Origin of the sequence: Crossiella sp. SN42 (assembly GCF_023897065.1) — a bacterium.
GTDB lineage: Bacteria > Actinomycetota > Actinomycetes > Mycobacteriales > Pseudonocardiaceae > Crossiella.
Map to the genome: position 1 here is coordinate 224,612 of NZ_JAMHIV010000005.1, position 15,237 is coordinate 239,848.

Sequence of the window (15,237 nt, forward strand, 5' to 3'; positions counted from 1 at the left end):
GCTCAGCGGTCCGCGCCCTTCCGGCCGAGCTCGTTGTCGATGAAGGCGAGCAGGTCGTCCGCGCTGGCCGCCGAGATCCGGTCCGCCGCCGACTCCTCCTTCTCCGGTCCCGACCACCGGTTCAGCAGCTGCCGCAACCGCGAGGTCACCCCGGCCTTGGTGACCTCGTCCGCCGACGCCGCGGTCATCGCGGCCTCCAACCGGTCCAGCTCGGTCAGGATCGTCGGCGCTCCGGTCTCCGGGCCGCCTCCGCCCAGCTGTTCCGCGATGTGCTCGGCCAAACGCGCGGGTGTCGCGTAGTCGAAGGCCAGGGCCGCCGGCATTCGCAGCCCGGTCAGTGCCGCCAGCCGGTTGCGGAGCTCCACCGCGGTCAGGGAGTCCAGGCCCAGGTCGGCGAACTTCTGTTCTGGCTCAAGGGCAGCGGCTGATTGGTGGCCGAGGACCGACGCCAGCTCGGTGACCACCATGGTGGTGACGGTCCGGAGGCGTTCCTCCTCGCCCAGGCCGCGCAACGTGTCGGCCATGTTCGCGGTGCTGGTGCGGACCGCGGCGCGGCGGCGGGTGCGGACCAGGCCGCGGAGCAGGTGCGGGACCTCGGCCGCGGCTGGGCCGCCAGTGGTGACCACCAACGGGACCAGGACCGGTTCGGCGGAGCTCAGTGCCCGGTCGAACAGGGACATGCCCAGTTCCGGGGTGATCCTGGTGGCGCCCAACGCCTCTGCCCGGCGGCCGCCCATGTCTTGTTCGGCGGCGGCCATGCCCAGGGTCCACGGGCCCCAGGCCAGGGACAGCGCCGGGTGGCCGTGGTGGCGGCGGTGGGCGGCGAGGGCGTCCAGGTAGGCGTTGGCTGCGGCGTAGTTGGCCTGGCCGGGGGCGCCCATGATGCCCGCTTGCGAGGAGTAGAGGACGAAGCCCGCCAGGTCGCGGCCTTCGGTGGCGCGGTGCAGGTGCCAGGCGGCGTCGGCCTTGGCCGCCAGGACTGCCGCGAGGCGTTCTGGGGTAAGGCTTTCCACCACGCCGTCGTCGAGCACACCGGCGGCGTGCACGACCGCGGTCAGGTCGGGGATGGCGTCGACCAGGGCGTGCACGGCCTCGGCGTTGGCGACGTCGCAGGCGTGGATCGACACGTCGGCGCCGAGTTCGGTGAGTTCCGCTTGCAGGTCGGCCGCGCCGGGGGCGTCCGGGCCTCGGCGGCTGGTCAGAACCAGGCGACGCTGGCCGGTGGCGGTCACCAGGTGGCGGGCCAGCAGGGCGCCGAGGCCGCCGGTGCCGCCGGTGATCAGCACCGTGCCGTCCGGGTTCCAGCCGGTGAGGCGGTCTTCGGTGATCTCCTTGGGGACGGCGAGCCGGGCGACGCGGGCCACGCCGCCGCGCACCACGACCTGGGGTTCGTCGGCGAGCAGCCCGGTGGCCAGGTCGGCGGTGGAGTCCACGTCCAGCAGGGCGAAGCGGCCTGGGTGTTCGGCGGCGGCCGAGCGGGTCAGGCCCCAGACCGCCGCGCCTGCCAGGTCGGTGACGTCCTCGCCGGGGCAGGCCACCGCGCCGCTGGTGACCAGCACGAGTGTGCTGGTGGCGAAGCGGTCGTCGGCGATCCAGCGCTGCGACAGCTCCAGCGCCCACCCCGTCGCGTGCCGCACGTCCGCCGGGGCCGCCCCGGAGGACGGGACGCGGACCAGCACGGTTTGCGGGACCTGGCCGGTGGCCAGCTCGTCCAGGGTGTCCGCGCGGCGGGCGGTGGGCAGGTCCAGGCCGTCGCCGAGCACCGCGGCGGCCACCGGGGCGCTTTCCGCCTGGGCCTTCGGCCAGTCCACCACCAGCAGCGAGCCGGAGCCGGATTCGGGCGCGGGGCGGGTGTGGGCGCGGCCCTCGATCTCGCGGTGGCGCAACACGTCCACCGACAGCACCGGGTGGCCGGCGACATCGGCGAGCTGGACGGTGGTGCCGTCCTCGCCCGCGGCGGCGAACCGGACCCGGAGGGTGGCCGCGCCGCTGGCCCGCAGCGAAACCCCTTCCCAGGCAACGGGTTCGCGCCAGGTCTCGCCCGACCAGCTGGTCAGCGGCAGGGCTTGCAGGGCGGCGCTGAGCAGGGCGGGGTGCAGGCCGAAGGCCTCCGCGTCCGCGACCTCCTCGGGCAGGCTGACCTCGGCGAAGACCTCGTCCCCGCGCACCCACACCGCGTCCAGGCCCTGGAACGCCGGGCCGTAGTGGAAGCCGGCGTCGGCGAACTGCTCGTAGCAGTCCTCCACGTCCACCGGCTCGGCCTGCTCCGGCGGCCACACCGTGACGAAGTCCATCGCCGTCTCCGCGTTGTCCTCGGCCAGTTTGCCCAGCGCGTGCTGGCTCCACGAGCCGCCGGACTCCGGGCGGGAGTGCACGGTGACCCGGCGGCAGCCGCTGCTGCCCGGATCCACCCGCACCTGCACCTGCACGGCCCCGTTCGCGGGCAGCACCAGCGGCGACAGCACCGCCAGCCGCTCCACCCGCGGGCAGCCCACCTCGTCACCGGCGCGCACCGCCAGCTCCAGCAGCGCCGCCGGGGGCAGCACGACGGTCTCGCCGTCGCGGTGCTCGCCCAGCCACGCGTGGTCGGCGACGGAGAACCTGCCGGTCAGCACCACCCCGCCGCCGTCGGCCAGCGGGACCGCCGCGCCGAGCAGCGGGTGCGCGGTGTCGGCGAGGCCCAGGCCGGAGGCGTCGGCGACCCTGGTGGACACGGTCGGCCAGAACCGCTGGTGCTGGAACGGATAGGTGGGCAGCGGCACCGTCCGCGGGCGCGGTCCGCCCGGGGTGGTCCACAGCGCGGTCCAGTCGATCCGGCCGCCCGCCACGTACAGCGCGCCGAGTCCGCGCAGCAGCGACTCTTCCTCGGCCACCCCGCCACGCAGGGCCGGGGCGGCGGTCACGCCGGTCTCCAGCGAGCCGCGCACCGCCGCGCACAGCGAGCCGTCCGGTCCCAGCTCCAGGAACCGGGTGACCTTGGCCGCGGCGAGCACGGTGACCGCGTCGGCGAAGCGCACGGTGTCGCGCACCTGCGCCGCCCAGTACGCCGGGGTGCGCAGATCGTCACCCCCGGCCCGCCGACCGGTCAAAGTGGTGACCACCGGTATAACCGGTTCAGCGTAGTTCAACCGGTCGATCACCGCTTTGAACTCGGCCAGCATCGGTTCCATCAGCGGTGAGTGGAACGCGTGGCTGACCGCGAGCCGCTTGGTCTTGTGCCCCTGTCCGGCGAGCGCTTCGGCCAGGGCGAGCACCGCGTCCTCGGCGCCGGAGAGCACCACGCCTTCCGGCGAGTTGATCGCGGCGATCGCCACGCCCTCGGTGAGCCGCGGTTCGACCTCGGCCTCGGTGGCCTGCACGGCGACCATCGCGCCACCGGCAGGCAGCGCCTGCATCAGCCGGGCCCTGGCCGTGACCAGCGCGCACGCGTCGGTCAGCGAGAGCACCCCTGCCACGTGCGCCGCGGACACCTCGCCGATGGAGTGCCCGACCAGGAAGTCCGGTCGCACGCCCCAGGACTCGACCAGCCGGAACAGCGCCACCTCCAGCGCGAACAGCGCCCGCTGGGCGTGACCGGTCTGGTTGAGCAGCTCGGCGTCCTCGCCCCAGACCACCTCGCGCAGGTCCGGCTCGAACTCGGCCAGCACCGCGTCGAAAGCCTTGGCGAACACCGGGAACCGCTCGTACAGCTCGCGTCCCATGCCCAGTCGCTGCGAGCCCTGGCCGGAGAACACGAACGCCGTGCGGCCCTCGGTCACCCGGCCCTTGGCCAGCACCGCGCCCTCGTGCAGCACGGCCCGGTGCTCGAAGCCGACCCGGGTGGTGGCCAGCGAGTGCGCCAGCTCAACTGTGATTGGTAGACCACTCAGCTGCTCGATCCGCGCGTGCAGCGCGGCCTCGGACTTGCCCGAGACCACCAGCGGCAACGGCACATCCGGCGCAACAGTGTCCACAGTGGACTCGATCGCGGGTGGCTGCTCCAGGATCACGTGCGCATTGGTGCCGCTGATGCCGAAGGAGGACACCGCGGCCCGGCGCGGCCGGTCCACCGCGGGCCAGTCCCGTTGCGCGGGCAGCAGCTCCACCGCGCCCTCGGTCCAGTCCACGTGTCCGGTCGGGTGGTCCGAGTGCAGCGAGCGCGGCGCGATCCCGTGGCGCAGCGCGTAGATCATCTTGATGATGCCCGCGGCACCCGCAGCAGCCTGGGCGTGGCCCATGTTCGACTTGATCGAGCCCAGCAGCAGCGGGGTCTCCCGCTCCTGGCCGTAGGTCGCGAGCAGGGCCTGCACCTCGATCGGGTCGCCGAGGCGGGTGCCGGTGCCGTGGCCCTCCACCAGGTCGACGTCCGAAGTGGACAGTCCGGCGTCGGCGAGCGCGGCGCGGATGACGCGTTGCTGGGACGGGCCGTTCGGCGCGGTCAGGCCGTTGGACGCGCCGTCGGAGTTGACCGCGGTGCCCTTGACCACGGCGAGGATCTGGTGCCCGTTGCGCTGGGCGTCGGAAAGCCGTTCCAGTACCAGCACACCGGCGCCCTCGGACCAGCCGGTGCCGTCGGCCTCCTCGGCGTAGGAGCGGCAGCGGCCGTCGTGCGCGAGCCCGCCCTGCTTGTCGAACTCGGAGAACGGCGACAGCGAGGACAGCACGGTCACGCCACCGGCCAGCGCCAGCGTGCACTCCCCCGACCGCAGCGCCCGCACCGCGAGGTGCAGCGCCACCAGCGAGGAGGAGCACGCCGTGTCGACCGTGACCGCGGGTCCTTCCAGGCCGAGCGCGTAGGACACCCGGCCGGAGATCACGCTGGACACCGCGCCGGTCATGGCGAAGCCCTCCAGGCGCGGGTCGCGGGCGACCAGGCTGGCGTAGGCCGGGTCGGAGGAACCGAGGTACACCCCGGTCGCGCTGCCGGCCAGGCTGTCCGCCGCGATGCCCGCGTGTTCCACCGCCTCCCACGCGGTTTCCAGCACCAGCCGCTGCTGCGGGTCCATCGCGGTCGCCTCGCGCGGGGAGATGCCGAAGAAGGCGGCGTCGAACCCGGCCACGTCCTCGATGAACCCACCAGAGGGCGGCGTCGCACCGGCGGGCAGCCCTAGGTCGGCGGCGCGCGCGGCCGGCATCTCGGCCACCGCGTCGGTGCCGTCGAGCACAAAGCGCCACAACCCTTCCGGCGAGGCGACCCCGCCGGGATAGCGGCAACCCGCGCCGACGATCACGATCGGATCGTCGTCGGCGACCCTGGTGACCGCGGGCGCGGCGGCGACCTGCCCGGTGCCTGCCACCGCCTCCAGCAGGAAGGCGGCGACCTGCTCCGGGTTCGGGTAGTCGAAGGCCAGTGTGGCGGGCAGCCGCAGTCCGGTGGCCTCGGCGAGCCGGTTGCGCAGCTCCACCGCGGTCAGCGAGCTGAAGCCCTGCTGCCGGAAGTCCCGCCGCGTGTCCACCTCCGCCGCGGCCTCGTGTCCGAGCACCGCGGCCGCGTGCTTGCGGACCAGGTTGGCCAGGTGGTCCAGCCGCTCGTCCGCGGCCAGCCCGGCCAGTTCCTTCGCCAGCCCGGTCCCGGACTGCTGGGCGCCGACGGCCCGTCGCCTGCCCTGTTTCACCAGGTCCCGCAACAGGTGTGGCACCTCGGTCCCGTCCGGCGCCGATCCGCCGCCGAGCACCAGCGGCACCACCAGCGCGCGGTCCGCGCCGAGCGCGGCGTCGAACAGCGCCATGCCCAGCTCCGCCGTGATCGCCTGCGAACCCTTGGCCGTCACCCGGCGCAGGTCCGCCGCGTCGAGTCCGGCCGCCATGCCGGACTCCCACGGTCCCCAGGCCAGCGACAACCCGGGCAGTCCAGCCTGTCGGCGGTGCTCGGCGAGGGCGTCCAGGAAAGTGTTGGCCGCGGCGTAGTTGGCCTGTCCCGGCGAACCCATGACGCCGGCGGAGGAGGAGTAGAGCACAAACCCGGCCAGCTCGCGGTCCTCGGTGGCGCGGTGCAGGTGCCAGGCCGCCTCGGCCTTGGGCGCGAGCACGGCGTTGACGCGCTCGGGGGTGAGGCGGTCCACGATGCCGTCGTCCAGCACACCGGCGAGGTGCACCACGGCGGTGAGGTCCGGAATCCCGGCGACCAGCTCCCGCACGGCTGCCGGATCGGTGAGATCGCAGGCCACCACGGAGATCCCGGGGCCGAGGGCGTCAAGACCGGGCGCGTCCGGACCGCGGCGGCTGGCCAGCACGAGGTGCCGCTGGCCCTGGGCGGCGAGGTGCCGGGCCAGGGTCAGGCCGAGCGCGCCGGTGCCGCCGGTGAGCAGCACGGAACCGTTGCGGTCCCAGGGTTGCGGGGTGGTCGGCGGGAGCTTGTGCAGGCGGGCCACCAGCGGCACGCCGTCACGCACGATGACCTGCGGTTCGCCGGAAGCCAGCACCGGTAGGGCCTTGGCCACGTCCGAGGGCTCGGCGTCGAGCAGGCCGAACCGCCCGGGGTGCTCGGTCTGGGCCGAGCGCACCAGGCCCCACAGCGCCGAGGCGGCCAGTGCGCCACCGTCGACCGCGCCCCGGGTGCGGAACACCAGGCGCGAGTCCGCGAACTGGTCCTCGGCAATCCAGTGCTGCATCAGTTCCAGCGCCTGCCCGGTGAGCGCCCGGACCGCGGCGGGCACCTCGCCGACTGGCGGAGCAACGGGTACCACCACCAGGGCGGGCACCTCGCTCAGCGCGACCAGTTCGGCGACGTCCGCCGTGGTCAGCTCTGCCGCCGCGACCTCCGCCGCCCGCACCTCCGGCGCGGCTACCCAGTCGACGCCAAGCAGCACCTGTCCGTCCACAGTGGACCTTCTGGCGGCCTCGATCTCCTGGTCCCGCATCGAGGTCACCGACAGCACCGGTAACCCGGCCCCGTCCACCGCCTCAATCGCGACCCGGTCCTCAGCCAGCGGCGTCAGGCGGACCCGCAGGGCCGAAGCGCCGAAGGCGTGCAGCGTCACGCCCTCCCACTCGGCTGGGATGCGCGGTTCCAGCACCGCCGCGAGCAGCGCCGGGTGCAGGCCGTAGTCCGCGCCGCCGGAGCGCTCAACCTCGATGTCGTTGTCCGTGGCGGTGAACGGCTCTGGTACGGCCGCGTCGGCGAGTTCGCCGATGGCGTTGCGCAGCCACGGGTTCTCCTCGGTCCGGGAGTAGATGGCCAGCTCGTCACCGGTCACCCGCACCTGGACCTGGAGGCCGCCGCGCTCGGGCACCGCCAGCGGAACCTCGGTGCTCAGCCTACGGATCTGCCCCTTGCCAACCTGGTCAGCGGCCCGGATCGCCATCTCCAGCAAGGCGATCTGGGCAGCCGCCGGGTGTTCGGCGAGCCAGGGCTGGGCGGCTCGCGACAGGCGACCGGTCAGCGTGACGCTGGCGTCGTCGGCCATTAGCACGGCCGCGCCGAGCAGCGGGTGCCCGGTCGGCGACTGGCCGAGGCCGGCCGGATCACCGGGCTGGACGGCGGCGCTGGGCCAGTAGCGCTGGTGCTGGAACGGGTAGGTGGGCAGGTCAATCACCTTGCCACCGCCGAGGAAGTCCGCCCAGCGCACGCCCACCCCGGCCACGTGGGCCGCGGCCAGGCCCCGGACCAGCGCGGTCTCCTCGTCCGGCGTGTCCGCGCGGAGCAGGCTCGTGCACACCGTGCCCTGCGGCAGGACCTCGGTCGCGGCGGCGGCCAGCAGGCCGTCCGGGCCGAGTTCCAGCACCGCGCTGACGTCCAGGGCGGCCAGCTCGGTCAGCGCGTCGGCGAAGAGCACGCTGCCGCGCACCTGCTGGACCCAGTACTCCGCCGAGTCCAGCTCGGCCAGCTTCCCGGTCAGCGTCGAGATCACCGGGATGTCCGCGCGGCCAAAGGAGATCCCGTCGATGGCGGCGACGAACTCGGCCAGCATCGGGTCCATCAGCGGCGAGTGGAAGGCGTGGCTGACCGCGAGCCGCTTGGTCTTGTGTCCCTGTCCGGCAAGCACTTCGGCGACCGCGAGCACCGCGTCCTCAGCACCGGAGAGCACCACGCTGGTCGGCCCGTTGACCGCGGCGATCGCCACCTCCGCGGTGAGCAGTGGCGCGACCTCCTCGGCGGTGGCGCGTACGGCGACCATCGCGCCGCCGGTGGGCAGTGCCTGCATCAGCCGGGCGCGCGCGGCGACCAGGGCGCAGGCGTCGGACAGCGACAACACTCCGGCCACGTGCGCCGCGGCGATCTCGCCGACGGAGTGCCCGACCAGGTAGTCCGGTCGCACACCCCAGGACTCGACCAGCCGGTAGAGCGCCACTTCGACGGCGAACAGCGCGCGCTGGGCGTGACCGGTCTGGTTGAGCATTTCGGCGTCCGCGCCCCACATCACCTCGCGCAGGTCCTCGCCCAGTTCGGCGAGCACGGCGTCAAGGGCCTCGGCGAACGCTGGGAAGCGTTGGTACAGAACGCGTCCCATGCCCAGGCGCTGCGAACCCTGGCCGGAGAACAGGAAGGCGGTCCGGCCGTCGGCGACCACGCCACGGGCGATGGTGGCTCCGTCGAAGAGCACCGCGCGGTGTTCCAGTGCGGCCCGGGTGGTGGCCAGGGAGAAGGCGAGGTCGAGCGAAGGCTCGACGGAGCGGATGAGCTCGATCTGGGCGTCCAGCGCGGCCTCGGACCGGGCAGCCACGAGGAGCGGCACCCGCACGTCGGCCGCGGGCGCGGATTCCGGAGCGGTGGCGAGGGTCGCGGCCGGGGCGGCGGCGGGTGTTGCGGCCAGCTCGTCCGGCTGCTCGATGATCAGGTGTGCGTTTGTGCCGCTCACCCCGAACGCGGACACCGCGGCCCGGCGCGGCCGATCCACCTCCGGCCACGCGGTCTGCTCGGTGGCCAGCTGGATTTCCCCTGCGGCCCAGTCGATGTGCGTGGACGGCGTGCTCACGTGCAGCGTGCGCGGCACCACCCCGTGCCGGATGGCCTGCACCATCTTGATGATGCTCGCCACGCCCGCCGCGGCCTGGGTGTGCCCCAGGTTCGACTTGATCGACCCCAGCAGCAGCGGCGTTTCCCGCTCCTGCCCGTAGGTCGCCAGCAGCGCCTGCACCTCGATCGGGTCGCCGAGGCGGGTGCCGGTGCCGTGCCCCTCCACCACATCAACGTCCACAGTGGACAGACCGGCATCGGCCAGCGCAGCGCGGATGACCCGTTGCTGGGACGGACCGTTCGGCGCGGTCAGGCCGTTGGACGCGCCGTCGGAGTTGACCGCGGAGCCCTTGACCACCGCCAGCACCCGGTGCCCGCGCCGCTGCGCGTCGGAGAGCCGCTCCAGCACGAGCACGCCCGCGCCCTCGGCCCAGCCGGTGCCCGCGGCGTCGTCGGAGTAGGAGCGGCAGCGGCCGTCCGGGGAAAGCCCGCCCTGCTTGGCGAACTCGGCGAACGGGCCCGGCGTGGACAGGATCGCGACCCCACCGGCCAGCGCCAGCGAGCACTCCCCCGCCTGCAAGGCCCGCGCCGCCAGGTGGATGGCCACCAGCGAGGAGGAACAGGCCGTGTCCACGGTCAGCGTCGGACCTTCCAGGCCCAGCACGTAGGAAACCCGGCCGGAGAGCACGCTGGAGGTGGTGCCGGTCATGATGAACCCGGCCACCGAAGCGCCCTCGCCGGCCAGCAGCGAGACGTAGTTGGCATCGCCCGCGCCGACGTAGACGCCGGTGGGGCTGCCGGACAGGCTGGTCGGATCGATGCCCGCGCGTTCCAGGGCTTCCCAGGACACCTCCAGCAATACGCGCTGCTGCGGGTCCATCGCCACCGCTTCGCGCGGGGAGATGCCGAAGAACCCGGCGTCAAAACCGGCCGCGTTCTGCAGGAAGCCGCCGCGCAGGTCCTCGGCTCCTTCGACGTCCCAGCCGCGGTCGGGCGGGCAGCCGGTGATGGCGTCGGTGCCGTCGAGCACCAGCTGCCACAGGTCCTCCGGCGAGCCGATGCCCTTGGCGTAGCGGCAGCTCATACCGACGATCACGATCGGGTCGTCGTGCGCCGAGGTGGCCCGGATCATCGGCGCGTCAACGGATTCCGCGAACCCGTCCAGGCGGGTGAGCAGGAAAGCGGCCACCTGGACCGGGGTCGGGTAGTCGAAGACCAGGGTGGCGGGCAGGGGCAGGCCGGTGGCGGCGGTGAGGCGGTTGCGCAGCTCCACCGCGGACAGCGAGTCGAAGCCCTGGTCGCGGAACTCCTGGCGCGGGCCGACCAGTTTCACCGAGGGGTGGCCGAGCACCGCGGCGACCTCGGTGCGGACCAGGTCGGTGAGGAAGTCCTGGCGTTCGGCCGGGCGCAGTGCGGCCAGCCGGGAACCGAGGTCGGTGGCCGGAGTGCTGCCACCGGTGGCGGCGGCGGTCCGGCGGGTGGTGCGGACCAGGTTGCGCAGGATGGCCGGGACCAGGGCGGGCGAGGCCGCCGCGCCGGTGCCCACCGCGGTGGCCGCGACGACCACCGGCCGGTCGCTGGCGGTGGCCGCGTCGAACATCGCGTTGCCCTGTTCGACGTCGATCAGCGCCAGCCCCTTGGCGGCCAGCCGCTTGCCGTGCTCCTCCCCCAGCCCGCTGGTCAGCCCGCCTTCCCAAGGGCCCCAGGCGATCGAGGTCGCGGGCAGGCCCAGCTCGCGCCGGTGCGCGGCCAGCGCGTCCAGGAAGCCGTTGGCGGCGGCGTAGCTGCCCTGGCCGGGGCTGCCGAGCACGCCGGCGGCCGAGGAGTACAGCACAAACGCGGCCAGGTCCTGACCGAGGGTGGCCTGGTGCAGGTGCCAGGCGGCGGTGGCCTTCGGACCGAGGACGGTCGCGATCCGCTGCGGGGTAAGGGATTCCACCACGCCGTCGTCGATGACCGCGGCGGTGTGCACCACGGCGGTCAGCGGGCGGTCGGTCAGCGCGCGCACCGCGGCCGGGTCGGAAACGTCGCAGGCGACGAACTCGGTCTCCGCGCCCAGCTCGGCCAGCGACTCGCGCAGCACATCCACACCGGGCGCGTCCGGGCCGCGACGACTGGCCAGCACCAGTTTCCGCTGGCCGCGGGCGGCCAGGTGGTGGGCCAGCACCCCGGCGAGCTCGCCGCTACCGCCGGTGATCAGGACCGCCTTGTCCGGGTCCCAGGCCGGTGCCTCGGTCTGGGTGGCGGGCAGGCGGGTGAGGCGGGCGGCGCGCAGCACGCCGTCGCGGACCCGCAGCTGCGGCTCGTCGGCAGGCACGCTGACCGGGAGGTCGGCCAGGGTCTCCACGTCGAGCAGGGCGAAGCGGCCGGGGTGTTCGGTGGCGGCGGAGCGGAGCAGTCCCCACACCGCGGCGGCGGCCAGGTCGCCCGCCTCGGTCACCACGACCAGGCGGGAGGCGGCGAAGCGCTCCTCGCTCAGCCAGCGCTGCACGAGTGCCAGGGCCTGGCCGGTCAGGTCGGCGAGCGCGGCCGGGTCGGTGCCGCGCAGTGGCGCGTAGACCACCTCCGGCACCTGGCCGTCGCCGAGTTCGTCGAGCATCGCCCAGGACGCGGGCGCGGTGGTTTCTACTGGCAGGGCGGGCCAGTCGATGGCGAACAGCGAGTCGGTCACACCGGGCCGGGCTACCTGCCCGGCGGCGCGGGTGCGCACGGCGTCCACGGTGCACACCGGTCCACCGGCGGGGTCGACGGCGGAGAGGCTGAGTCCGTCCGGTCCTTCGGTCCAGCGGACCCGCAACACGGCGGCACCAGCGGCGTGCAGGGTGACGCCCCGCCATTCAGCGAGCGTGCCGGGCGCGAGCTCCGACCGGCCGGGCAGGTAGGCGCTGGCCTGCAGCGCGGCGTCCAGCAGCGCCGGGTGCAGCGCGAACGCGGCCGCTTCCTGGCTGCGGCTGTCCAGGCGCTCGGGCAGCGCGACCTCGGCGTGCACCTCGTCACCGAGCCGCCAGACCTCCCGCAGGCCATGGAAAAGTGGGCCTCTGTCCACAGTGGACCTAGCCAGCGGCACCGGTTCCGCGCCGGGCGGCGGCCAGGGCGCGGGGTCCTCGACCGGCCGGTGGTCGGCCGGGGTGAGCGTGCCGCTGCCGTGTTCGACCCACTCCACGTCGGAGCGCGCCGGGCGGGAGTGCACGCTCACCGCGCGGCGGCCCAGGTCGTCGGCCGGACCGACCCGAACCTGCACCGCGAGCTGGTCGTAGTCGTTGAGCAGCAAGGGCGCGCCGGCCCACAGCTCGCCGATCCGGTCGCAGCCGACCTGGTCCGCGGCGGTGAGCACCAGCTCCAGCAGACCGGAGTCGGGGAACCAGATCCGGCCGTCCACCACGTGGTCGCTCAGCCAGGGCTGGTCACCGGTGGAGAGGCGGCCGCTGACCAGCAGGCTGCCGTCGGCGGCGGAGGTGGTGACCGCGCCGAGCATGGGGTGGAAGACCGGGATCAGGCCGAGTCCGGCGGCGGAGTTGGTGGAACGCTGCTCGCCGACCGGCCAGTAGCGCTCACGCTGGAAGGCATAGGTGGGCAGGTCGACCACGGAAGCGCCGGTGCCGCGGAAGAACTCCGCCCAGTCCACCGGCACACCCGCGACATGCAGCCGGGCCAGGGAGCGGAGGACCGTGGTTTCTTCGGTGCTGTCCGGCTCGTCCTTGTCCGGGCGCAGCACCGCGACCACCGCGCGCTCGCCCTCGGCCAGGGTCTCGTGCACCATCGAGGACAGCGCCCCGCTAGGCCCGACCTCCACGAACCGGGCGACCCCCGCCGCGGCCAGCGTGCGCACCCCGTCGGCGAACCGCACCGCGCGGTGCACCTGCTCGCCCCAGTAGTCGGCGTCCAGCTCCGCGCCCGGCGCACCGGTCACCGTGGACACCAGCGGAATCCGGGCCCGCTGCGGGGTCAGCCCCGCCGCCACCGCCCGGAACTCCGCCAGCATCGGGGCCATCAGCGGCGAGTGGAACGCGTGGCTCACCTTGAGCGCCTTGGTGCGGTGCCCGCGCGCGGCCAGCGTCTCAGCCAGCGCCGCGACCGTCTCCGCCGCCCCGGACAGCACCACCGAGCGCGGTCCGTTCACCGCCGCGATGGACACGTCGGAGTGCCCGGCGAGCAGCGGCGCGACCTCGTCCTCGGGCGCGTCCACCGAAACCATGGCCCCACCGGCGGGCAGCGCGCTCATCAGCCGGGCGCGGGCGGCCACCAGCGCGCAGGCATCGGCGACCGAGTACACCCCGGCCACGTGCGCGGCCGCGATCTCGCCAACCGAGTGCCCCATCAGGAAGTCCGGCCGGACCCCCCAGGACTCCAGCAACCGGAACAGCGCGACCTCGACCGCGAACAGCGCGGGCTGCGCCCAGCCGGTGTCCTGCAACAGGTCTTCGTCGGTGCCCCAGACCACCGCGCGCAGGGAGTCGCCGAGGTGGCCGTCGAAGGCGTCGGCGATCTCGTCGAAGGCCCGCGCGAAGGCCGGGAACCGTTGGTACAGCTCGCGTCCCATGCCCAGACGCTGGGCGCCCTGACCGGGGAAGAGGAAGGCGGTCTTGCCCGCGACCGGGGCGCCTTCGACGAGGGCGGGGTGGCGGTCGCCGTCGGCGAGGGCGATGAGGGCTTCGGGGGTGAGGGCGACGGTGCGGGTGGCGAACAGGGATCGGGTGGTGGCCAGGGAGAGGCCGAGGTCGAGGGGGTGATGACTGTCTACTGTGGATCGGAGGGCGGTGGCCTGGGCGCGGAGGGCGACTTCGGTGCGGGCAGAGAGGATCCAAGGGACGAGCGCGGGGGTGGCAGCGGCACCGTCGGCGGGCGCGGAGGTTTCGGGCGCGGCGGCGGGCGCGGCGGCGACGAGAGCGGCGGTGCCAGGCGCGGCAGCCGTGGGCGCGGCAGCGCTGAGCGTCGCGGCGGCGGGCGTGGCGGCGCTGGGCGTCGCGGCGGCGGGCGTGGCGGCGCTGGGCGTCGCGGTCTCGGGCGTGGCGGGTTCCGGCGCCTGTTCCACGATCACGTGCGTGTTCGTTCCGCTCGCGCCAAAGGACGACACTCCCGCCCGGCGCGGCCGGTCCACCTCCGGCCACGGGGTGTGCTCCGTGACCAGCTCGATCGCCCCCGCGCTCCAGTCCACGTGCGAGCTGGGCCGGTCCACGTGCAGCGTCCTGGGCACCGCCGCGTGCCGGATCGCCTGCACCACCTTGATGATCCCCGCCACGCCCGCCGCGGCCTGGGTGTGCCCGATGTTCGACTTCACCGAGCCGAGCAGCAGCGGGGTTTCCCGGTCCTTGCCGTAGGTGGCCAGCAGTGCTTGCGCCTCAATGGGATCGCCGAGCTTGGTGCCGGTGCCGTGCGCCTCGACCACGTCGACCTCGGCCGGGGTCAGGCGGGCGTTGCGCAACGCCGCCCGGATGACGCGGCGCTGGGCTGGGCCGCTGGGGGCGGTCATGCCGTTGGAGGCGCCGTCGGAGTTCATCGCGGTGCCACGAATCACCGCGAGGATGCGCCGGTTCTGCGCCTGGGCCTCGGAAAGGCGTTGCAGCACCAGGACTCCGGCGCCCTCGGCCCAGCCGGTGCCGTCGGCGGCGTCGGCGAAGGCCTTGCAGCGGCCGTCCGCGGACAGCGCGCCCTGGGCGGCGAACTCGACAAAACCCGCGGTGCTGGAGAGCACGCTGACGCCGCCGACCACGGCCAGCGAGCATTCGCCCGCGCGCAACGCCTTCGCGGCCAGGTGCAGGGCCACCAGCGAAGAAGAACAGCCCGTGTCGACGGTCAGGGTGGGGCCGCGGAAGCCGAAGATGTAGGAGACCCGGCCGGACAACAGGCTGCTGGACTGGGCGGTCTGCCATTCGATCGCACCCATCGGCACCCGGTAGTCGCCGGTGCCGCCGCCGACGAACACGCCCGTGTCGCCGCCGCGCAGCTCGGCCGGGTCGATGCCCGCGCGTTCCAGGCCCTCCCAGGTGACCTCCAGCAGCAGCCGCTGCTGCGGGTCCAGGATCAGGGCTTCGCGTGGGGAGATGCGGAAGAAACCGGGGTCGAAGCCCGCCACGTCCTCGACAAAACCGCCGTAGCGCGGGACCTCGGGGCCGCCTTGGCCGGGCAGGGCGTCCAGGGCGGCGAAGTCCCAGCCGCGGTCGGTCGGCATGTCGCCGATGGCGTCCACGCCCTCGCTGGTCAGCCGCCACAGGTCCTCCGGCGAGGCCACGCCGCCGGGGTAGCGGCAGGCCATGCCGAGGATGGCGATCGGCTCGTTCGCGGCCGACTCCAGCTTCGCGTTCTGCTGGCGCAGCACCTCGGTCTGCTTCAGCGCCGCCCGCAGCGCCTCAACTACCTTGTCG

Annotated in this window: 1 pseudogene; it reads right to left on the bottom strand. The window is 74.1% G+C overall.

The window, feature by feature from the left end:
• Positions 1 to 2: 2 nt before the first annotated feature.
• Positions 3 to 15,236, bottom strand: a pseudogene (locus M8C13_RS08425) (SDR family NAD(P)-dependent oxidoreductase); the annotation flags it as partial.
• Position 15,237 lies beyond the last annotated feature (1 nt).